The sequence below is a fragment of the Vibrio paucivorans genome (assembly GCF_054053395.1).
Genome location: NZ_CM133230.1, coordinates 2,855,863 through 2,877,898 on the forward strand (window position 1 = coordinate 2,855,863; position 22,036 = coordinate 2,877,898).

General features: G+C 46.2%; 12 protein-coding genes, 2 tRNA genes and 4 rRNA genes. 5 read left to right on the forward strand and 13 right to left on the reverse strand.

Annotated features, from left to right (window positions below; genetic code table 11):
• Positions 1–2 precede the first annotated feature (2 nt).
• The 7 genes from ACXABW_RS12930 to ACXABW_RS12960 form a co-directional block, all read right to left on the reverse strand.
• On the reverse strand, positions 3–1,811 hold the full coding sequence (locus tag ACXABW_RS12930; RefSeq protein ID WP_457523033.1) for an AMP-dependent synthetase/ligase: 1,809 nt from the start codon (positions 1,809–1,811) through the stop codon (positions 3–5).
• A 175-nt stretch (positions 1,812–1,986) separates the two neighbouring features.
• Positions 1,987–2,946 (reverse strand): transcriptional regulator LeuO, encoded by a 960-nt coding sequence (leuO, locus tag ACXABW_RS12935; protein WP_457523035.1) that lies wholly within the window; start codon positions 2,944–2,946, stop codon positions 1,987–1,989.
• Positions 2,947–3,297: 351 nt separating this feature from the next.
• On the reverse strand, positions 3,298–4,344 hold the full coding sequence (locus ACXABW_RS12940) for an MJ1255/VC2487 family glycosyltransferase (protein WP_457523036.1): 1,047 nt from the start codon (positions 4,342–4,344) through the stop codon (positions 3,298–3,300).
• Positions 4,344–4,877: a phosphatase PAP2 family protein gene (locus ACXABW_RS12945; RefSeq protein WP_457523038.1), complete on the reverse strand. Its 534-nt coding sequence runs from the start codon at positions 4,875–4,877 to the stop codon at positions 4,344–4,346. The genes ACXABW_RS12940 and ACXABW_RS12945 overlap by 1 nt, the downstream gene beginning before the upstream one ends.
• Positions 4,878–5,051: 174 nt before the next feature.
• On the reverse strand, positions 5,052–8,156 hold the full coding sequence (locus tag ACXABW_RS12950; RefSeq protein WP_457523039.1) for an efflux RND transporter permease subunit: 3,105 nt from the start codon (positions 8,154–8,156) through the stop codon (positions 5,052–5,054).
• On the reverse strand, positions 8,153–9,469 hold the full coding sequence (locus ACXABW_RS12955) for an efflux RND transporter periplasmic adaptor subunit (protein WP_457523040.1): 1,317 nt from the start codon (positions 9,467–9,469) through the stop codon (positions 8,153–8,155). The genes ACXABW_RS12950 and ACXABW_RS12955 overlap by 4 nt, the downstream gene beginning before the upstream one ends.
• Positions 9,470–9,479: 10 nt before the next feature.
• Positions 9,480–10,124: a TetR/AcrR family transcriptional regulator gene (locus ACXABW_RS12960; protein ID WP_457523041.1), complete on the reverse strand. Its 645-nt coding sequence runs from the start codon at positions 10,122–10,124 to the stop codon at positions 9,480–9,482.
• A gap of 436 nt (positions 10,125–10,560) precedes the next feature.
• On the opposite strand from ACXABW_RS12960, the gene leuA reads away from it, so the two are divergent.
• The 5 genes from leuA to ACXABW_RS12985 all read left to right on the forward strand — a co-directional run bounded on the left by leuA (position 10,561) and on the right by ACXABW_RS12985 (position 16,279).
• A complete protein-coding gene (gene leuA / locus ACXABW_RS12965) occupies positions 10,561–12,111 on the forward strand; it encodes a 2-isopropylmalate synthase (RefSeq protein ID WP_265688730.1) in 1,551 nt (516 codons plus the stop codon).
• 88 nt (positions 12,112–12,199) lie between these two features.
• On the forward strand, positions 12,200–13,291 hold the full coding sequence (gene leuB / locus ACXABW_RS12970) for a 3-isopropylmalate dehydrogenase (RefSeq protein ID WP_457523043.1): 1,092 nt from the start codon (positions 12,200–12,202) through the stop codon (positions 13,289–13,291).
• 72 nt (positions 13,292–13,363) lie between these two features.
• Positions 13,364–14,761, forward strand: coding sequence for a 3-isopropylmalate dehydratase large subunit (gene leuC / locus ACXABW_RS12975; protein ID WP_265688731.1), 1,398 nt, complete (start codon positions 13,364–13,366; stop codon positions 14,759–14,761).
• 11 nt (positions 14,762–14,772) lie between these two features.
• Positions 14,773–15,375 (forward strand): 3-isopropylmalate dehydratase small subunit, encoded by a 603-nt coding sequence (leuD, locus tag ACXABW_RS12980; protein WP_457523045.1) that lies wholly within the window; start codon positions 14,773–14,775, stop codon positions 15,373–15,375.
• A gap of 121 nt (positions 15,376–15,496) precedes the next feature.
• A complete protein-coding gene (locus ACXABW_RS12985; protein ID WP_265689730.1) occupies positions 15,497–16,279 on the forward strand; it encodes a DUF547 domain-containing protein in 783 nt (260 codons plus the stop codon).
• Between the two features lie 161 nt (positions 16,280–16,440).
• Here ACXABW_RS12985 and rrf (ACXABW_RS12990) read toward each other — a convergent pair.
• The 6 genes from rrf (ACXABW_RS12990) to ACXABW_RS13015 all read right to left on the reverse strand — a co-directional run bounded on the left by rrf (ACXABW_RS12990) (position 16,441) and on the right by ACXABW_RS13015 (position 21,864).
• Positions 16,441–16,556 (reverse strand): 5S ribosomal RNA (rrf, locus tag ACXABW_RS12990).
• A 15-nt stretch (positions 16,557–16,571) separates the two neighbouring features.
• Positions 16,572–16,647 (reverse strand) — tRNA-Thr (locus tag ACXABW_RS12995).
• Between the two features lie 99 nt (positions 16,648–16,746).
• Positions 16,747–16,862: ribosomal RNA gene (gene rrf, locus ACXABW_RS13000) — 5S ribosomal RNA — on the reverse strand.
• Between the two features lie 108 nt (positions 16,863–16,970).
• A 23S ribosomal RNA gene (locus ACXABW_RS13005) occupies positions 16,971–19,860 on the reverse strand.
• A 297-nt stretch (positions 19,861–20,157) separates the two neighbouring features.
• Positions 20,158–20,233, reverse strand: a tRNA-Ala gene (locus ACXABW_RS13010).
• Positions 20,234–20,311: 78 nt separating this feature from the next.
• Positions 20,312–21,864: ribosomal RNA gene (locus ACXABW_RS13015) — 16S ribosomal RNA — on the reverse strand.
• Together the 16S, 23S and 5S rRNA genes with 2 tRNA genes alongside form the textbook arrangement of a ribosomal RNA operon.
• Positions 21,865–22,036: the final 172 nt, after the last annotated feature.

Consider the following 22,036-nt stretch of genomic DNA (forward strand, 5'->3'; position numbering starts at 1 on the left):
AACTAGCTCTGTTTCTTTTTTTCCGTATACATTTCTTCGATTTCGTCCTGATATTTATCGTTAATCACTTTACGACGAAGTTTCTGAGTTGGTGTCAGCTCGCCATCATTCATAGAGAATGCTTTAGGTAACAGCTTGAACTTCTTCACTTGTTCAAACTTCGCGAGCTCTTTCTGCAATTCATTCACTCGCTTTTCAAACATTTCGACGATTTGATGATGCTTAATCAATTCAAGGCGATCATGATATTTAATATTCAGCTCTTTAGCGTGCTCTTCTAACGTATCGAAACATGGCACTATCAGAGCCGAAACGAATTTACGAGTATCAGCGATAACCGCAATTTGCTCGATGTAATGATCTTTACCAATCGCACCTTCGATCATCTGTGGAGCGATATACTTACCACCCGATGTTTTCATTAATTCTTTAATACGGTCGGTAATAAAGAGATTACCTTGCTCATCAATATGACCCGCATCGCCCGTTTTTAGGAAGCCATGTTCATCAAATGTTTTTGCGGTTTCTTCAGGTAGCTTGTAATAACCACGCATAACCATTGGGCCGCGTACCAAGATTTCGTTGTTTTCGCCAATTTTCACTTGGGCGCCGGGCATAGACATACCGATCGAATCCGGGTTAAAGCATTGGTCATCCCAACATGAAATGGTTGCCGTCGTTTCTGTCATGCCATAGCCAAGCTTTACATTGATACCAATCGCATGGAAAAAACGACCAATAGTTTCATCAAGCTTAGCGCCACCACATGGCATGAAGTTGATTCGACCACCCAGCAAGTCACGCAGCTTAGACAACACCATTTTGTCCGCTAGGTTATGTGCTTTCTTCAGCATCAGCGATGGTTTTCTACCTTCTTGCTGGCAAACCGCCATTTTAGCCCCCATATTCACCGCCCAAGTGAAAATCACTTTGCGTATGAATGGGGCTTTCGACACTTTTTCATGGATAGCAGAGAAGATTTTTTCGTAGAAGCGAGGAACAGCGCACATCACGGTCGGGCGTATTTCACCAAGAGCGTCGCGCACCTGCATCGTGTCTTGTAAGTAACAGTTGGTTGCACCGCGGTAAAGAACGTAGAAAGTCCAAGCTCGCTCGAAAACATGAGATAACGGTAAGAAACACAGTGATACATCACTTTCACTCAAGCTAAGGCGTTGGTCGTGACCTTCTAGCTGCGCTGCAATATTAGCGTAATCCAGCATCACGCCCTTTGGCTGGCCAGTTGTGCCTGAGGTGTAGATAAGCGTTAGCAGATCATCAAAATTAGCTTGCTCAAGACGTTGCGCTAGTTCTGCTTGATTCTCTTCGCTGCCTTTAGCAAGAAATTCATTCCAGCTCAAAGCAAACTCGCAACCGTCAACATTGATGTCGTGCGACATCGCAACGATCAATTCAAGTTGTTCACACTGCTCGAAAATCCCTAGCGCTGCATCAAACAGCTCTTGCTCGCCAACAAACAGTACTCTCACATCAGCATTTTGGATAATGTAAGCCGCTTGAGCTGCCGTGTTGGTTGGGTAAATCGGTACTGTTACTGCGCGTAGCTGCAGAGAAGCGAAGTCAGCCACAGTCCAATTAGGCATATTGTTGGAGAAGATCCCCACTTTATCTTGAGTTCTCAGTCCTTGAGCCAATAGTGCAAGTGACAATGCGTCTACCTGCTGACCAAACTGCGTCCAGCTAATACCTTGCCATACAGTGCCGACTTTATGCTTTAAAGCAATACGCTCGCCACCCTTCGCAATTTGCTCTCGAATTCGTTTTACGATATGAAAATCTAAATTGGCCATGTCTCTTACCTTTGGCTTACACATGTAAGCTATTTTGAGCGCACAAGTGTACATTTCGAGTTAAAAAAGGCAACTGACGAACATCAAAGTTATCAACAAAACTGTCAGTTTTAGCCATAAAAAAACCTTGTCCAAGCTAGCCTGGACAAGGTTTTTGTGTTGCGAAATGTAACGCTTAGTCTAGAGCGACAACTTCACCACAGATCATCATTAGTTGGTCACGGAACCAGATGTGGCCTTTGTCTTTTTCGCTCGACTCATGCCAGCTTAGGTAACCGCTGATGTTTGCGTTCTCGAATGGGAACTCTAGCACTTGAAGCTGATCTTTATTTGCAGCGTTTTCTACCATCCAACGAGGTGCAATCGTTACAAGCTCAGATTGACCAACAACGTACAGTACATTGCTTAAGCTTGTGCCTTCGTAGTATGGCTGGCAGTCAAGTTCGCGGTACGCTTGCTCAGAGAAGCTGCGTTGGCCGTGAATTTTAGATAGTTTTGCGTGTTTCTCTTGAAGTAGAGCTTCTGGAGTCACAGAGCCTTGGATACGGCTGTGTGCTTTAGACGCAACAACAACAAGTTCATCTTGGAAGATTTCAGTGCTTGAGAAACCTTGCTCATCAAAACGAGCGTAATCGATAACGAAGTCGATTTCTTGGTAACGCATACGCTCAGCAAGCATACGGTCGAATTCTGCATCTAGGTGAAGCTGTACGTTAGGCGCTTGTTCATGAACAGTAGACATGATCTTTGGAGCAAAACGCATATCACAAGGGCTGCAAATTGCGAGTTTGAATAGGCGAGTTGAAGTCTCTGGAGAGAACACCGAACTTGGTAGTTCGTTGCGGATAAGTTGCAGTGCTTGACGAATAGGACCAAACAATTGGCGAGCGCGTTGAGTAGGCTGAATACCGCGGCCTTGACGCATGAATAGTTCGTCGTTGAACATCACTTTAAGGCGAGCAACTGCGTTACTTACCGCTGGTTGTGACATACCTAGGTTGTGCGCTGCACGAGTAATGTTTTGCTCTTGCATAACGGCATCAAATACGGTCAACAGATTTAAATCTACTCCGCGTAATGTGCTTTCCATACGGTAACTAGCAATAGCGCTCATTGCGTCTTTTTTATCTAACATTGGGTTACGCCTCTTGTTGTCATCGTCAACATTATTTAATGGGTGGTCGGAAAATAGATAACCTGTCGTTGTTATATTTACGCCTTAGATACTTCTCGGCTGACACCCACTATCGGCGAATCAATTGATGATTAGCAACAAGATTGACATTTAATCAGCAAATTTTACCCTACAATAAAGAATCCCCTTAATTTTCCAATAATTAACTCTTTTATAAAAAACTATAAAACACATTTTTTTATGGTTTTAGTTCATTCATTCGGCTTAGCTATGAGTTAAATACTTTACCTTTGGTTACATTTAGCAAATCTATTGGTCACTCCGCCAATTAAATGACACCGCTTATATTGTTCATAAGTTTGAAACATAACTAGGAAAGTCGACCTTATCCCACAGCGTTTGGCTTAGCGTTTCATGGGTATCCCATTGCCCTGCCAACACCCAGTCCACAATAGCTTCTGCCACATCGGGATACTGCACACTTTCACCCGGTTTCTCATCCAGCCATTGACGAACAACACTGGCATCCAAAATATCCATCGCGGTTGCTAAACCTAAGCTTTCCAGCGTGGCAACATTGCTTTGCTGCTCAAACTGACCAGCCAACGGTTTCAGCAGTAGCTTTTTTCCTAAGCTCAAGGCTTCAGAAGGCAATTCAAAACCACCATTAGCAATCACGCCCCCACATTGATGTAAGTGATGCTGAAAATTGCTGTGACATAGTGGGAATAACTGAACATTTCCAATCTCATGTTTATCTACAACGTCAGGATGAAAACAGACGAACTTATGGCTGTTAAAGCGCGTTAACAACTCCTGAATGTCATCAACATTTTCAAACGGTAAATAGACCAAAATGAAGTCGCCTTGCGCGACTTGCTGCTCTATCGTCGCGACAATTGGTGGCAAAATAGGCTGCTCGAAATGATACCAATGCAGTCCAATAGCATAATCAGAAGGCGCAAAATGATGGATCACTTGCTTATCGAGCCAACTCGCGCCCTTTTTCGGCACCGAATAACGAAAAGCATTTTGGTGACTGATACTGATACAAGGTTTATTTTGTTTCTTCGCAGCCCACGCTGAAACTGGCTCGAAATCGTTAATAACCACATCATATTGGCTCAAATCGAGAGAGCGAATGTCCTTATTGAGCTGAACTAAACTGTTATCTAACGCGGTTTTCACGTAATCCACTTTGCCCTTTTGAGTGACAAAGCTCAGTCCCCTACGCGTTTCAAACTCTCCAAACTCCTGCATCGAGAAATACTTATCTTTCGCTCTTCCGGAAAACAGAAAATCGGCTTCGATGTCTCTCGCTTTTAATGCCTTATTCATTGCTCTTGCCCGAGCGATATGACCGTTGCCAGTCCCTTGCACTCCGTAAAGTATCTTCATTAGCTCACTCCAGAGGTAACTGAAAGAGCAATATTGGCGCAAGTAATCCCTAGCAATGCGCCAATCACCACATCGGTAAAGAAATGCACTCCAAGCAAAATGCGAGAAACACCAATCAGGCTTGCCCATAACAATGCATATTCAGTAAGAGCAGGATAGAAAGCTCCGATTAAGGTCGCCATTAGAAAACCTGCTGCTGTGTGACCTGACGGTAAGCTATAGCGATCTGAAGGAGTAATAAAAGCGGGGAGTAACGCAGACAACTCTTCTGGCCTGCGACGTTTAAAACTGTTTTTAAGAAACCAATAAATGGGTAGCTCAATAGCAAATGCAATTAAGCCTGCGAGTAAGAAAAGCTGCCCGACAAGGCCATCAAAAAACCAAGCCAATAGCCCAATGACAATATACAAATGGCCATCACCGCTGTGGGAAATAGCTTTACTGACATTAGCCACTTGCTGATTGAATCTGTGTTGTAAGCAGAAGGTTGAAAAAGCCAAATCAAACTTCGCTACAGGTTGGATAGTACGCATCACTAGCTCCTTTAAATGAAACGATGCAAGTACGATCAAATTAGTGCGACTAAATGACAATCTGGTTAAGGTTTGTTGGAGAAAGAATGAAGATTGCTATCGAAGCCTATCGAAATAGAAACCGCCTGTAAGAGTCAGGCGGTTTTGATGGTATGCCAGTTAACGTTAGTTAGCTTAGTGCAGTTCTTCATGTTTATGGACTAAGCCGAAGTCGGCCAATACAGCGTATGCGGCTGGGATCATAAACAGTACCAATAAGGTAGAAGCAAAAATACCGAACACAATCGAAATGACCAGCGGCTGAATCACCTGCGCCTGCAAGCTGGTTTCAGTAAGTAGCGGCAGCAAGCCTGCGGCGGTGGTCATGGAAGTTAAAAATACTGCCCTGAAGCGCTCTCTACTCGCTTTCACCACGGAGTCATGCACGCTGTCGCCTTCATCAACGTGATGGCGAATATATTGCACCAATAGAATAGAATCGTTAACGACAATACCGGCCAATGACACAAAGCCCATCATGCTTGGCATACTCAGTGAGTGGCCGAGTAGGATATGCCCCCACACGACACCAATGAAAGCGAGTGGAATCGCCAGCATCACCACTACAGGTTCTAAGTAACTACGGAACTGATAACTCAATATCGCAAACACACCAAACAAGCCGAGCAAGAAGCCTTTGCCCATTGACGCGCCCGTTTTCGCTGCATCTTTTGCCTCACCTTCAAAATCGAAACGTAAACCTGGGTATTTTTGCACTAACCTTGGCGCTTCATCTCGCTGGAACTGAGCGATGATTGCAGACGAGCTGGCTTTGGTATTGTCGACGTCACCAAACACACTAATAGTACGTAGCCCATCAATACGCTGAATTCTCACGTAGTTACGCTGAAAGTCCAAAGTTGCGATAGTCGCAAGCGGGATCTGAATACCGTCTGGCATAATAATTGGGAAGTTAGCTAGCTGCTGTAAATCACCGGCTTGAACCTTATCCAATCTCACTTCAATCGAAATATTCTCGACTCCAACCTGAATTTCGTCAGCCGTTTGTCCGAAAAACGCAGCTCGTAGCTGATTTGCGATCATCTGGCCATTTACGCCGTAGGTTTCTGCGCCTGGGCGAAGTTTCACTAACACCTCTTCTTTACCCATACGCATATCATCAAGCACACCGTGCACGCCTTCAAATTCATTCAGATACTGCTGAATTTCAATCGATGCTGCTTTCAATTCATCTAAATCATCATGCTTGGCGCGAATTTCGATCGCTCGACCACCCGGCCCCATTGTTGGCTGCTTGAAGACCAATGAAATTGGATCGGCTAAATCGCCGATATCTTCTCGCCATGCGTTGATGAACTCATCAATGACTGTATTGCGTTGCTCTGCACCGAGTAAGTCGAGTCGCACCGTCGCGACATGTGGCCCCGACTCATTTGCATCCGCATTGGCATTGAATTGGCTGGTAATATGCTGAACGAGGTTTCGACCTCCTTCTACTTCCTCACTCCAACTTTCATTTAAACGTTGAGCGGACGCGACTATTCTGTCCACGACTCGTTCAGTTTGAGATAGGGACGCGCCAGGAGGAAGGATAATGCGCGCCTCTGCAATGTCGCCATCTAGCTCAGGGAAAGGTTGGAACTTGAGTAAACCACCAGCAATCGCAGCAACCGAAATCAGTAGTAAAGCAATCACACCCCCCAAAAACGCATAACGGAACGCAACGACTTTCTCCACCGCATTCATCAGTGTGGTATTACGAAAGTGTTCAAATTTCTCTAGCAGTACACGCTTAAACTTGAGTGGTGGCTTCTCTTTCTTTTCTTTATGTAATGAATGCGACAGGTGATTCGGCAGAATCAAGAATGCTTCGACAAGGCTCAGAGTCAAAACCAAAATCAGCACTTGAGGAACCGCTTTGAGCACTGCGCCCATCTCACCATCTAGGAACAGTAAGCTACCAAAGATACAGACTGTGGTAAGGAAAGATGACAAGACCCCCGGCAGTACCTTCTTCACCCCATTAACAACCGCATCATCGACTTTCTGCCCTCGCTCTAAGTGAGCAGCAATGGATTCGGCGATAACAATGGCATCGTCCATCATGATACCGATAGCCATGAGCAAACCAACCAACGACATGATGTTGATTGATAAGCCAAGGTTCGCCATCAAAAACAAGCCACCAAGGAACGCAACCGGAAGCCCCGCAGCAACCCAAAACGAGTAACGTAAGCTGAAAAATAGCCACATGGTCGCGAACACCAACACAATCCCCTGCCAGCCATTTCTCACCATCATGGTGAGGCGATCCCATAAGACCGAGGAGAGATCGTTTGTCATCTGCAGCTTCACACCGTCTGGTGCGATTAAGCTTTGCTCTTCGACAAACTGAGTGACTCTGTCTTTGATCCGCAGTGCATCATCTTCTTTGTTCTTACTGATCTTCAGCAAAGCCGATGGCTTACCGTCGAACAGTACTTTCTGCTCATCAAGTTCAAAACGATCAGTGATCTTCGCGATGTCTCTTAGTCGAATCAGAGATCCATTTGGACCAGAGCCTACCACGATGCTTTCCAGCTCTTGCGGAGTAATGCGCCTTTCATCAAAACGGATCAGAAAGTTTTTGTCTGGCGTTTCCACATTACCACTAGGCAGCTTAACGTTTTGACGTCCAACTTGATCAGCAATGTCCCCGACACTCAAACCCAGTTGTCGCATCGCTTGAGCATCCAGTTCAATGCGATATTGGTGATCAGAAAATCCACTGACTTCCACCAATGAAACTCCGTAATCTAACTTGAGAGTACGTTTTAAATCTTCGGCGTACGCTTTAAGCTCCGGCCAGGTGGTATCTGCGGTAATCGCTACATCAACAACAGGCTCATTCCAATCTAGCTCTTGAACGATCGGTGACTCTATTTCTGCCGGGAAGTCGTTGATTGAATTGATCTGCGTTTGCACATCGACCAACATCCTACCGATATCAGCTTTTTCATTGAGCTTTAAGATAAGGCGAGCAGAGCCTTCAATCGCTTCACATTGCGTCTCTTCAATATTTGCTAGGCCATCGACTGCATCTTCCATACGCATACAAATGCTTTCTTCCACCTCTTGTGGTGAAGCACCTGGGTAGACAACCCCAGCCATAATGTACGGTGGATCAAACTCAGGAAAGGTCTCACGTTTAATCGTCGGTAACGACACTAGACCAACCAACAACAGTCCGAGCATCAGTAGATTTGCAGCTGTTGGGTGTCTGGAAAAGAATGCGATCATGCTTTTGGCTCCTCAGTTTGAGTGCCAATTTCTCTTAGTAGCATGCCATCAATGGCAGGAAGAAGATCGTTGAGAATCACTTTGTCGCCTTCTTCTAGCTCACCATCCACAACCACTTGATTGTCGCGGCGATATAGCACTTCAACGGGGAGGATCTCTAAACGACTCTGTTGATTAAGTAGATAGATCTTATCGCCATGCAGCGCTCGTTCCGGTATCGACCAGCTCGGATTCGCATGACCTTCGATCTCCGCTTTGACAAACATCCCATTCACCAGTGGAGGCACAGTTTGAGGCTTAAGATCGGTATAATCTTGGCTGATCTCCAAGATCACTCCAGCCGTAGCTTGGTTAGGATCAACCGTTTCACTAATGCGGGCGACTTTCGCTGGCCAACGGGATCGCAAACTGCCACTACTCAACTCAATATTGGCCTTAATAAACGCCATATCAGGCTGAGGGATACCCGATTCATCTCGGCTGAAGTCTTTTAGGCTCATCGCCAACGTTTGCATGTCGTGAATAGAAAGCTGCGCTTCAACTTCCATGACATCGATACCGTGCGCGGTGACCATCGTTTGCTGCAGATTCACCACTTGGTTTTGCTCGATTTCCACATCAGCAATACGCAGGTTTTCAGGTAAAGTGATCGACGTTTTCTCTAACGAACGCTGTGCTTCTTGTACTTTAGATACATTCACTTTGACTACGGCTTCTGCCACACGTTTTTCATCAGGCATCAAGTCGATCTGGTTCTGAATATCCAACACCAACTTTCTTTGTGACAAAGCACTTTGCTCTTGTTGATCGACATCAGACTGGGACGTTAATCCTTTCTTACGCAGATTCAGTTTTCGCTCAAGCTCAGTATTGGCAATGTTTAAGCGGTTGTTCTCAATTTTAAGTGTTTGCTTGAGGTTCTCTTCCTCCTGATTCAATTTCGCCAATGAGGTTCTACTTGACTTCAAATCCGCCTGCGCTTGCACCAACTTCAGCTCATAATCGAGCGGATCAATACGCAGAATCTCTGTCCCCGCTGGGAGTATTTGCCCTTTCTCAAGTTTCGGGTGCCTGTAAACGACTTTACCCGTTACTTCTGCAATCGCTTTCCACTCCATTTTTGGCGTGATCTTGCCAAAGCCAATTGCCAAGGGCGCCATGTTCGTTAGCGCTAAGGTTTGCACTTCGACGACCCTTGCTCTATCACCTGCAGGTTTAACGGGTAAATCCGGGCGCATGTTAATCGCCAACACTAAAACCAATATACCGACCGCTAAAGCAGGGAAAAAAAGAAGTTTGCGGTTAATTTTCATCAATGTGTCCTTAAGATTCTTGCGGCAGCATAAAGCCATGTGTCATGAGCTTGATGTTGTGCTCCAACAGCTCGCTGAGAAATTGTTCATTCAACTCAATGCCATGAATGGCTAAGAGAGCCGGAGGGGCGATAAATGGAAATACCATCAAGCTGATATACGAAACTCGACATAGTTTTGGATCCATGTCTGGCTGCAAAATGCCGCTATCGACCAATTTATCGAACATCACGTCCTGCATCGGTTTACTAATATCAAAGAACACCTTCTCCATTAGCTTGCGCTGAGTATCAGAAGGCGGCATGAACATCACTTGAGAAATCAATCGAGGAAACTGCGGCACTTTGATCATTTCTCGGTAATAGGTTCGCATTAAATCTAGGAAATTCTTACGTGAACTATCCGCCATTAGGGTCTGCATTTGCTTCTGCATCGGCGCTAAAGTTTCGCGTAGCATGGTTTCAAATAACCCTTCCTTATTATCGAAGTAATATCGAATCATGGCACTATTTACGCCTGCTTTATTGGCGACCAACCGAGTGGATACTTTGTCATAAGCCATTACTGTAAACAGCTCGCGAGCGTGATAGATTAGCTTTTCTCGGGCATCGGTTTTATTCTGTGGGCGTCCCGCCTTTCTCGCTTCATCTGCCATAGAAAAGACCCTAATTATTAATCAGTTGATTAATTGTAGGATGACGACTTTGTAAACAACAGAGTTATTATTAATCAATATTTCATCAAGTGATTAATTAAAGTATTTCTAATGTTAGCCTTACAAACTGATCCGATATGAATAAAATATCGACTTTAGGGTTGACGTTCCACACTGAGTGCGGTACTAATTTGTTAACTTAATTTTGTGGTTTATTTAACTCCTTATAGGAAGTAGTTAACAATGACTAAGCGTTTTTCTATCCTGCTGAGCCTCCTCCTTATCGTGAAGACATCGCGCGGGTAGGCTGTGGAAGAAAAAAAACCACATAAGAATTCCAAAAAACCCGCATCGAGATGCGGGTTTTTTTATAACTATTGACTGGAAGTAAACGATTAACCTGTGTGAAAACACAAGAATCTTAAAGGAAGCAAACATGAACGATCAGGTGATTATATTCGACACCACTCTACGTGATGGCGAACAAGCGTTGTCAGCAAGTTTGACAGTTAAGGAAAAACTGCAAATTGCCTATGCGCTCGAGCGTCTAGGTGTTGATGTCATTGAAGCGGGCTTCCCTGTGTCTTCACCAGGTGATTTTGAATCGGTAAGAGCCATTGCTCAGAATATTAAAAACAGCCGTATCTGTGGCTTATCACGTGCAGTAGCAAAAGATATCGATGCCGCTGCAGAAGCGCTAAAAGTAGCAGAAGCCTTCCGAATCCATACCTTTATTTCCACTTCAACTGTTCACGTTCAAGACAAACTTCGCCGCAGCTACGACGACGTAGTAGAAATGGGTGTAAAAGCAGTTAAACATGCGCGCAAGTACACTGATGACGTTGAGTTTTCTTGTGAAGATGCAGGTCGCACACCTATCGACAACTTATGCCGTATGGTAGAAGCAGCAATCGATGCTGGCGCAAACACCATCAACATTCCAGACACCGTTGGCTACACTGTGCCAAACGAGTTTGGCGGCATTATCCAAACTCTTTTCAATCGAGTACCAAACATCGACAAAGCGATTATCTCCGTTCACTGTCACGATGATTTAGGCATGTCCGTTGCTAACTCGATTGCCGCTGTTCAAGCAGGTGCTCGCCAAGTAGAAGGCACCATTAATGGTATTGGTGAACGTGCAGGTAACTGTTCTTTAGAAGAAATCGCAATGATCATCAAAACTCGTCAAGAGTTGCTTGGTGTTCACACCGGCCTTAAGCACGATGAAATTCATCGCACCAGCAAATTGGTTAGCCAACTATGTAATATGCCGATCCAAGACAACAAAGCCGTTGTCGGTGCTAATGCATTTAGTCACTCTTCAGGCATCCACCAAGATGGCATGCTTAAGAACAAGAATACCTACGAAATCATGACTCCAGAGTCTATTGGCCTTAAGAACAAAGCACTTAACCTAACCAGCCGTAGTGGCCGAGCAGCGGTTAAGAGCCATATGGATGCGATGGGCTACAACGAAGGTGATGAATACAACCTAGATGCGTTGTACGAAGATTTCTTGAAACTAGCCGACCGTAAAGGCCAAGTCTTCGATTATGACTTAGAAGCATTGATGCACTTCTCTAACCTACGTGAAGAAGATGACTTCTATAAACTGAACTACCTAAGTGTTCAGTCTGGTAGTGTCATGGCTACCACCAGTATTAAGATGCAATGTGGTGATGAAGAAACTAGCGAAGCTGCTGTCGGCAATGGACCGGTAGATGCTCTTTACCAATGTATCTATCGAGTAACAGGATATGATATTGTTCTTGATAAGTTTGATTTGACCGCAAAAGGCGAAGGTGAAGATGGCTTAGGCCAAGCCGATATTATCGCCAACTACAAAGGCCGCAAGTACCACGGTACTGGCGTATCAACTGACATCGTTGAAGCCTCTGGCCAAGCACTATTGCACGTGATTAACAGCATTCACCGTGCAAACAAAATTGAAGAAATCAAACAGCGTAAAATCGAAGCCGTTTAATACTCCTGGACAATAGCCAAACTCCCAGATGTTCAGGGAGTTTGGCTCTAACCGAGAGAGTCAAAAGATATAAACATAAAGGATTAACATGACAGACAAATCGTACAAAATTGCCGTTCTACCAGGTGATGGCATTGGCCCAGAAGTAATGCAGCAAGCACACAAAGTGCTAGACGCAATTGAAAATAAACACGGTATCGAATTCGCTCGAGATGAACATGATGTAGGTGGTATCGCCATTGATAACCACGGCTGCCCACTTCCAGAGTCGACAGTAAAAGCCTGTGAAGACTCAGATGCAGTATTGTTTGGTTCTGTTGGCGGTCCAAAATGGGAACACCTTCCACCAAACGATCAACCAGAACGTGGGGCGCTACTTCCTCTGCGTAAACACTTCCAGCTTTTCTGTAACCTGCGCCCAGCTCAAATCCACGCTGGTTTAGAAGCATTCTCTCCACTACGTGCTGATATCTCAGGCCGCGGTTTCGATATTGTTGTGGTTCGTGAGCTAACTGGCGGTATTTACTTTGGTCAGCCAAAAGGGCGCGAAGGAGAAGGTGCTAACGAGAAAGCATTCGATACTGAGGTCTACCACCGCTTTGAAATTGAGCGTATCGCTAAGATTGCATTTGAATCAGCTCGCCTACGCGACAAAAAAGTGTGCTCAATTGATAAAGCTAACGTACTTCAAAGCTCTATCCTATGGCGTGAAGTAGTTGAAGAAATCGCGAAAGACTACCCAGATGTCGAGCTAACACACATGTACATTGATAACGCGACCATGCAGCTAATCAAAGATCCTGCGCAGTTCGATGTCATGCTATGTTCAAACATCTTCGGTGACATCATTTCTGATGAATGTGCGATGATCACGGGTTCAATGGGTATGCTTCCATCTGCATCACTAAACGAAAGTAAGTTCGGTCTATACGAGCCAGCAGGTGGTAGTGCTCCTGATATTGCAGGGAAGAACATTGCAAACCCTGTGGCACAGATCCTATCCGCAGCGTTAATGCTACGATACAGCCTGGGTGAAGAGTCTGCTGCACAAGATATCGAAGCAGCCGTTTCTAAAGCGCTTTCAGCAGGTGAGCTGACAGGCGATCTTGCGGGTGATAAACCTGCACTATCAACGTCAGAAATGGGCGACAAGATCGCTGAGTACATTTTGAACTCATAATAAACAGTTAAATTCATAATTATTATTCGCTCCTGATTGCCGTTATCAGGAGCTACGCACAGGATTGTGATGATGGGCAAAACATTATACGAAAAGGTCTACGACGCACACGTTGCCGTGGCTGCAGAGGGTGAAAACCCAATTTTATACATCGACCGCCATTTGGTTCACGAAGTAACGTCTCCACAAGCGTTTGATGGCTTACGTGAAAAGGGTCGTAAGGTTCGTCAAGTTGGTAAGACGTTTGCTACCATGGACCACAACGTTTCTACGCAAACTAAAGACATTAATGCTTCCGGTGAGATGGCTCGTATCCAGATGGAAACGCTATCGAAGAACTGTGAAGAGTTTGGTGTCACCCTTTACGACATCAACCACAAATACCAAGGTATCGTGCACGTCATGGGCCCTGAATTAGGTATTACTCTACCGGGTATGACGATTGTATGTGGTGACTCCCATACAGCGACGCACGGTGCATTCGGCTCGCTAGCATTCGGTATTGGTACTTCTGAAGTTGAGCACGTGTTAGCAACTCAAACGCTAAAACAAGCTCGCGCGAAAACGATGAAGATCGAAGTGAAAGGTAAAGTTGCACCTGGCATCACAGCGAAAGATATCGTACTAGCCATCATCGGTGAAACAACTGCAGCCGGCGGTACTGGCTACGTTGTTGAGTTTTGTGGTGAAGCAATTACTGATCTTACGATGGAAGGTCGTATGACAGTATGTAACATGGCTATTGAGCTAGGTGCTAAAGCAGGTCTAATCGCACCAGACGAAACTACATTCGAATACATCAAAGGTCGTAAGTTCGCACCAGTTGGTGAAGATTTAGAAGCAGCAATTGAATACTGGTCATCTCTAAAAACTGACAACGACGCAGAATTCGATGCAGTGGTAACGCTTAACGCAGCAGACATCAAACCACAGGTTACTTGGGGTACCAATCCGGGTCAGGTTATTGCAGTAGATGAAGCAATCCCAGCTCCAGAAAGCTTTTCAGATCCAGTAGAAAAAGCCTCTGCTGAAAAAGCGCTGGCTTACATGGGCCTAGAAGCGGGCAAAGCGCTGTCAGACTACAAAGTCGATAAAGTGTTTGTTGGTTCTTGTACTAACTCTCGTATCGAAGATATGCGCGCCGCTGCTGCAGTTGCGAAAGGTCGCAAAGTCGCTGATAACGTGCAAGCGCTTATCGTACCTGGCTCTGAGCAAGTAAAAGCTCAAGCGGAAGCGGAAGGTTTGGATGTAATTTTCAAAGACGCAGGCTTTGAGTGGCGCCTACCGGGCTGTTCTATGTGTCTAGCGATGAACAATGACCGCCTAGGTCCACACGAGCGTTGTGCTTCTACCTCAAACCGTAACTTTGAAGGTCGCCAAGGCCGTGATGGTCGTACCCACCTAGTAAGCCCTGCAATGGCAGCGGCGGCAGCGATTGCTGGTCATTTTGTTGATATTCGTGAGTTATAAGGAGAATAGTCATGTCAGGTTTTAAACAACACACAGGCTTGGTTGTTCCTCTAGATGCAGCGAACGTCGATACCGATGCAATCATCCCTAAGCAGTTCCTTCAAAAGGTTTCTCGCCTAGGTTTTGGTAAGCACCTATTCCACGATTGGCGTTTTCTAGATGACGCAGGTGAGCAGCCAAATCCAGAGTTTGTAATGAATGCTCCTCGTTACCAAGGCGCTTCGATTTTACTTGCTCGAGAAAACTTTGGCTGTGGTTCATCACGTGAACACGCACCATGGGCGTTAGCGGATTACGGCATCAAGGCAATGATCGCTCCAAGCTTTGCGGACATTTTCTACGGCAACTCAATTAACAATCAGATGGTTCCAGTTCGTCTAACTGAACAAGAAGTGGATGAAATCTTCCAATTCATAGACGCTAACGAAGGTGCTGAAGTCGAGGTAGACCTAGAAGCAAACCTAGTTCGAGCAAATGGCAAAGAGTACTCATTTGAAATCGATGAGTTCCGCCGTCACTGCTTGTTGAATGGCTTAGATAACATAGGCCTAACGCTTCAACATGAAGACAAAATTGCAGCATATGAAGAAAGCATTCCTGCTTTCCTCAAATAGACTCATATCTAGTTTGATAGAATTCAAAAGGGTTGGCATATGCCAACCCTTTTTATTTTGAAATGAAACTCCTCAAGGCACGGTCTTAAGTTTTAGATTCACGCTTACTAATTAGGTCACTATGAAGATTTTATTTACTCTAATATTCACTCTGCTTTCTTTTAGCACCTACGCAGCACCGAAATCTGAGCTATGGCCTTATTGGAATACCAGTAATGAGAGCAACACAGTTCAAGTTAACCACCAAGCTTGGCAAGCATTGCTTGATACATATTTAGTCGTTGACGGTGAAAACACCTTATTCAAATACTCTTCAGTCACTCTTGAAGATAAACAAAAACTAAATGCCTACCTAACTAACCTATCAAAACTGAACCCAAGAGAGTTTAGTCGAGCAGAACAGTATGCCTATTGGGTCAACTTGTATAATGCTATTACGGTCCAGCTCATCCTCGATGCTTATCCAGTCAAGTCAATCACTAAGCTAGGAGGCTTTTTTAGCTTTGGGCCTTGGGGGGATGAAGTGATCAGCATCAATGGTAAAGCCTTAACCCTAAATGATATCGAACATCGCATTCTTCGCCCTATTTGGAACGACCCACGCACTCACTACGCAGTGAATTGCGCTAGCCTTGGCTGTCCCAACCTACAACCTAATGCATTTACTGTCGACAATACAGAACAACAGCTCGAAAGCGCAGCATTTACCTTTATTAACAGTGATAAAGGCGTGTTGGTAGATAATGGCAAAATCCAACTATCATCTATCTATGAGTGGTTTGCAGAAGACTTTGGAAATCGACAACAACTTACTGAGCATTTAGCCCATTACCGCCCTGACCTGGTGACGCTAAGCGGAAAGTTTCACTATGAATACAATTGGGATTTAAATGACAAGAAGTAGACCCGAAGCTATCAGTGCATATTTTCAGGCTTACGGTTGATATGAATAACTATCGATACCTCAACTCCTCATCGAAGCATTTGGCGTACTAGGTCATTGGATTTGTAGGTACAGAAACGAAAAACGCCCTGACTTGATTAGTCAGGGCTTTGCAAATATAAGCCTGGCGATGTCCTACTCTCACATGGGGAAGCCCCACACTACCATCGGCGCTATTGCGTTTCACTTCTGAGTTCGGCATGGAATCAGGTGGGTCCACAATGCTATTGTCGCCAAGCAAAAACTGTATAAGTGGTGCTAGTACCCAGATTTGAACTGGGGACCTCACCCTTACCAAGGGTGCGCTCTACCAACTGAGCTATACCAGCACACTAAATCTTTATGCTTGGACTAAAAAAGCCCGCTTTTTCAAACGGGCTCTTTTAATCTATGTCTTCACCTTTCAAAAGGTAAAAACTAAATTTAAAGCCTGGCGATGTCCTACTCTCACATGGGGAAGCCCCACACTACCATCGGCGCTATTGCGTTTCACTTCTGAGTTCGGCATGGAATCAGGTGGGTCCACAACGCTATGGTCGCCAAGCAAATTCTTTCTCTCTATTTCTAGAGAATAACTTGGAAAACTGATTTAAGTTCTACTGATACACATTCAATGTTCTATTTGAGTCCATCAAAACCCCTTGGGTGTTGTATGGTTAAGCCTCACGGGCAATTAGTACAGGTTAGCTCAACGCCTCACAACGCTTACACACCCTGCCTATCAACGTTCTAGTCTCGAACAACCCTTTAGGACGCTTAAAGCGCCAGGGAAGACTCATCTCAGGGCTCGCTTCCCGCTTAGATGCTTTCAGCGGTTATCGATTCCGAACTTAGCTACCGGGCAATGCGTCTGGCGACACAACCCGAACACCAGAGGTTCGTCCACTCCGGTCCTCTCGTACTAGGAGCAGCCCCCTTCAATCTTCCAACGCCCACGGCAGATAGGGACCGAACTGTCTCACGACGTTCTAAACCCAGCTCGCGTACCACTTTAAATGGCGAACAGCCATACCCTTGGGACCGACTTCAGCCCCAGGATGTGATGAGCCGACATCGAGGTGCCAAACACCGCCGTCGATATGAACTCTTGGGCGGTATCAGCCTGTTATCCCCGGAGTACCTTTTATCCGTTGAGCGATGGCCCTTCCATACAGAACCACCGGATCACTATGACCTGCTTTCGCACCTGCTCGAATTGTCATTCTCGCAGTCAAGCGGGCTTATGCCATTGCACTAACCTCACGATGTCCAACCGTGATTAGCCCACCTTCGTGCTCCTCCGTTACTCTTTGGGAGGAGACCGCCCCAGTCAAACTACCCACCAGGCACTGTCCTCACCCCAGATAATGGGGCTAAGTTAGAACATCAAACATACAAGGGTGGTATTTCAAGGATGGCTCCAACGATACTGGCGTACCGTCTTCAAAGCCTCCCACCTATCCTACACATGTAGGCTCAATGTTCAGTGCCAAGCTGTAGTAAAGGTTCACGGGGTCTTTCCGTCTAGCCGCGGGTACACTGCATCTTCACAGCGATTTCAATTTCACTGAGTCTCGGGTGGAGACAGCGTGGCCATCATTACGCCATTCGTGCAGGTCGGAACTTACCCGACAAGGAATTTCGCTACCTTAGGACCGTTATAGTTACGGCCGCCGTTTACCGGGGCTTCGATCAAGAGCTTCGACCGAAGTCTAACCCCATCAATTAACCTTCCGGCACCGGGCAGGCGTCACACCGTATACGTCATCTTACGATTTTGCACAGTGCTGTGTTTTTAATAAACAGTTGCAGCCACCTGGTATCTGCGACTCTCAATAGCTCCATCCGCAAGGGACTTCACCGTCAAGAGCGTACCTTCTCCCGAAGTTACGGTACCATTTTGCCTAGTTCCTTCACCCGAGTTCTCTCAAGCGCCTTGGTATTCTCTACCCGACCACCTGTGTCGGTTTGGGGTACGATTCCTTACAATCTGAAGCTTAGAGGCTTTTCCTGGAAGCATGGCATCAATGACTTCACTACCGTAGTAGCTCGACATCGTGTCTCAGCCTTAAAAAGAGCCGGATTTACCTAACTCTTAAGCCTACGCACTTGAACCTGGACAACCGTCGCCAGGCCCACCTAGCCTTCTCCGTCCCCCCATCGCAATTGTAAGAAGTACGGGAATATTAACCCGTTTCCCATCGACTACGCCTTTCGGCCTCGCCTTAGGGGTCGACTTACCCTGCCCCGATTAACGTTGGACAGGAACCCTTGGTCTTCCGGCGAGGAGGTTTTTCACCCCCTTTATCGTTACTCATGTCAGCATTCGCACTTCTGATACCTCCAGCAGACTTTACAATCCACCTTCAACGGCTTACAGAACGCTCCCCTACCCAATACAATAAATTGCATTGCCGCAGCTTCGGTGTATAGCTTAGCCCCGTTACATCTTCCGCGCAGGCCGACTCGACTAGTGAGCTATTACGCTTTCTTTAAATGATGGCTGCTTCTAAGCCAACATCCTAGCTGTCTAAGCCTTCCCACATCGTTTCCCACTTAGCTATACTTTGGGACCTTAGCTGGCGGTCTGGGTTGTTTCCCTCTCCACGACGGACGTTAGCACCCGCCGTGTGTCTCCCGGATAGTACTTACTGGTATTCGGAGTTTGCAAAGGGTTGGTAAGTCGGGATGACCCCCTAGCCTTAACAGTGCTCTACCCCCAGTAGTATTCGTCCGAGGCTCTACCTAAATAGATTTCGGGGAGAACCAGCTATCTCCAGGTTTGATTGGCCTTTCACCCCTAGCCACAAGTCATCCGCTAATTTTTCAACATTAGTCGGTTCGGTCCTCCAGTTGATGTTACTCAACCTTCAACCTGCCCATGGCTAGATCACCTGGTTTCGGGTCTATATCCAGCAACTCGACGCCCAGTTAAGACTCGATTTCTCTACGGCTCCCCTAATCGGTTAACCTTGCTACTGAATATAAGTCGCTGACCCATTATACAAAAGGTACGCAGTCACACCACGAAGGTGCTCCTACTGCTTGTACGTACACGGTTTCAGGTTCTATTTCACTCCCCTCACAGGGGTTCTTTTCGCCTTTCCCTCACGGTACTGGTTCACTATCGGTCAGTCAGTAGTATTTAGCCTTGGAGGATGGTCCCCCCATATTCAGACAGGATATCACGTGTCCCGCCCTACTCGATTTCACTGATTATGATGTGTCGGTTACGGGGCTATCACCCTGTATCGCGAGACTTTCCAGACTCTTCACCTGCATCATTAAAAGCTTAAGGGCTAGTCCAATTTCGCTCGCCGCTACTTTCGGAATCTCGGTTGATTTCTACTCCTCCGGGTACTTAGATGTTTCAGTTCCCCGGGTTCGCCCTGTTAACCTATGTATTCAGTTAACAGTAACTGCTTATGCAGTTGGGTTTCCCCATTCGGAAATCCCAGACTCAAATGGTTTTTACTACCTAATCTGGGCTTATCGCAAGTTAATACGTCCTTCATCGCCTCTGACTGCCAAGGCATCCACCGTATACGCTTAGTCACTTAACCATACAACCCGAAGGGGTCTTTACGTATGGCAAACAACCAAGGTGTTGTCTCTCATTATTTGAATGAGCGAGAGACATTCGATTTTGCCGGACTCAAATATGAATAACTCGAAAGTTATTCCCAAGAACACTTGAATGTGTGTTGGTACCTACATCTCTATGAGACATAGGATTTGAGAACTTTTATTTGAATAACATCAATCAAATGTTATTCGTCAGCTTTCCAAATTGTTAAAGAGCTAATCACTTCCAAGGAAGTAACCATTTTTAAAGATTCTTAAGGAAGAACACTTAAAGATGGTGGAGCTATGCGGGATCGAACCGCAGACCTCCTCGCTGCCAGCGAGGCGCTCTCCCAGCTGAGCTATAGCCCCATCTGGAAAAGTTTTCCTTACTCTTAACTTTTTAAACCATATCAATCTGTGTGAACACTCATCGCAATAATCATCGTATAAGGAGGTGATCCAGCCCCAGGTTCCCCTAGGGCTACCTTGTTACGACTTCACCCCAGTCATGAACCACAAAGTGGTGAGCGTCCTCCCGAAGGTTAAACTACCCACTTCTTTTGCAGCCCACTCCCATGGTGTGACGGGCGGTGTGTACAAGGCCCGGGAACGTATTCACCGTAGCATTCTGATCTACGATTACTAGCGATTCCGACTTCATGGAGTCGAGTTGCAGACTCCAATCCGGACTACGACGCACTTTTTGGGATTCGCTGACCATCGCTGGCTCGCCGCCCTCTGTATGCGCCATTGTAGCACGTGTGTAGCCCTACTCGTAAGGGCCATGATGACTTGACGTCGTCCCCACCTTCCTCCGGTTTATCACCGGCAGTCTCCCTGGAGTTCCCGACATTACTCGCTGGCAAACAAGGATAAGGGTTGCGCTCGTTGCGGGACTTAACCCAACATTTCACAACACGAGCTGACGACAGCCATGCAGCACCTGTCTCAGAGTTCCCGAAGGCACCAATCCATCTCTGGAAAGTTCTCTGGATGTCAAGAGTAGGTAAGGTTCTTCGCGTTGCATCGAATTAAACCACATGCTCCACCGCTTGTGCGGGCCCCCGTCAATTCATTTGAGTTTTAATCTTGCGACCGTACTCCCCAGGCGGTCTACTTAACGCGTTAGCTCCGAAAGCCACGGCTCAAGGCCACAACCTCCAAGTAGACATCGTTTACGGCGTGGACTACCAGGGTATCTAATCCTGTTTGCTCCCCACGCTTTCGCATCTGAGTGTCAGTATCTGTCCAGGGGGCCGCCTTCGCCACCGGTATTCCTTCAGATCTCTACGCATTTCACCGCTACACCTGAAATTCTACCCCCCTCTACAGTACTCTAGTGAACCAGTTTCAAATGCAGTTCCGAGGTTGAGCCCCGGGCTTTCACATCTGACTTAATCCACCACCTGCATGCGCTTTACGCCCAGTAATTCCGATTAACGCTCGCACCCTCCGTATTACCGCGGCTGCTGGCACGGAGTTAGCCGGTGCTTCTTCTGCAGCTAACGTCAAACACTAAGAGTATTAATCTTAATGCCTTCCTCACTGCTGAAAGTGCTTTACAACCCGAAGGCCTTCTTCACACACGCGGCATGGCTGCATCAGGCTTTCGCCCATTGTGCAATATTCCCCACTGCTGCCTCCCGTAGGAGTCTGGACCGTGTCTCAGTTCCAGTGTGGCTGTTCATCCTCTCAGACCAGCTAGGGATCGTCGCCTTGGTGAGCCATTACCTCACCAACTAGCTAATCCCACCTAGGCGTATCCAATAGCGCAAGGCCCGAAGGTCCCCTGCTTTGCTCCGAAGAGGTTATGCGGTATTAGCCATCGTTTCCAATGGTTATCCCCCTCTACTGGGCAACTTCCTAGGCATTACTCACCCGTCCGCCGCTCGACGCCGTTACCATCCCCCGAAGGTTCAGTTAACTCGTTTCCGCTCGACTTGCATGTGTTAGGCCTGCCGCCAGCGTTCAATCTGAGCCATGATCAAACTCTTCAATTAAAGTTTTGTTGAAGCTTAAAGCTTCGGCTCAATGAATACTGATTACATTTTCTTTGCTTATAAAAAGCAGAGTAATGTGAATTGACTGTGCCAAGCTGTCCTTTCAAATAAAAAGACGACTCGTTTGGTCACTCAGTTCATTGATAAATCTTTTGGATTATCATCAACGAGT

Excerpts from the sequence above, each read along its gene's own strand:
- ACXABW_RS12930 (WP_457523033.1), bottom strand. The coding sequence starts at position 1,811 with ATGGCCAATTTAGATTTTCATATCGTAAAACGAATTCGAGAGCAAATT.
- ACXABW_RS12985 (WP_265689730.1), top strand. The coding sequence starts at position 15,497 with ATGAAGATTTTATTTACTCTAATATTCACTCTGCTTTCTTTTAGCACC.
- ACXABW_RS12945 (WP_457523038.1), bottom strand. The coding sequence starts at position 4,877 with ATGCGTACTATCCAACCTGTAGCGAAGTTTGATTTGGCTTTTTCAACC.
- ACXABW_RS12960 (WP_457523041.1), bottom strand. The coding sequence starts at position 10,124 with ATGGCAGATGAAGCGAGAAAGGCGGGACGCCCACAGAATAAAACCGAT.
- leuA (WP_265688730.1), top strand. The coding sequence starts at position 10,561 with ATGAACGATCAGGTGATTATATTCGACACCACTCTACGTGATGGCGAA.
- ACXABW_RS12940 (WP_457523036.1), bottom strand. The coding sequence starts at position 4,344 with ATGAAGATACTTTACGGAGTGCAAGGGACTGGCAACGGTCATATCGCT.
- leuB (WP_457523043.1), top strand. The coding sequence starts at position 12,200 with ATGACAGACAAATCGTACAAAATTGCCGTTCTACCAGGTGATGGCATT.
- leuC (WP_265688731.1), top strand. The coding sequence starts at position 13,364 with ATGGGCAAAACATTATACGAAAAGGTCTACGACGCACACGTTGCCGTG.
- ACXABW_RS12955 (WP_457523040.1), bottom strand. The coding sequence starts at position 9,469 with ATGAAAATTAACCGCAAACTTCTTTTTTTCCCTGCTTTAGCGGTCGGT.
- leuD (WP_457523045.1), top strand. The coding sequence starts at position 14,773 with ATGTCAGGTTTTAAACAACACACAGGCTTGGTTGTTCCTCTAGATGCA.
- ACXABW_RS12950 (WP_457523039.1), bottom strand. The coding sequence starts at position 8,156 with ATGATCGCATTCTTTTCCAGACACCCAACAGCTGCAAATCTACTGATG.
- leuO (WP_457523035.1), bottom strand. The coding sequence starts at position 2,946 with ATGTTAGATAAAAAAGACGCAATGAGCGCTATTGCTAGTTACCGTATG.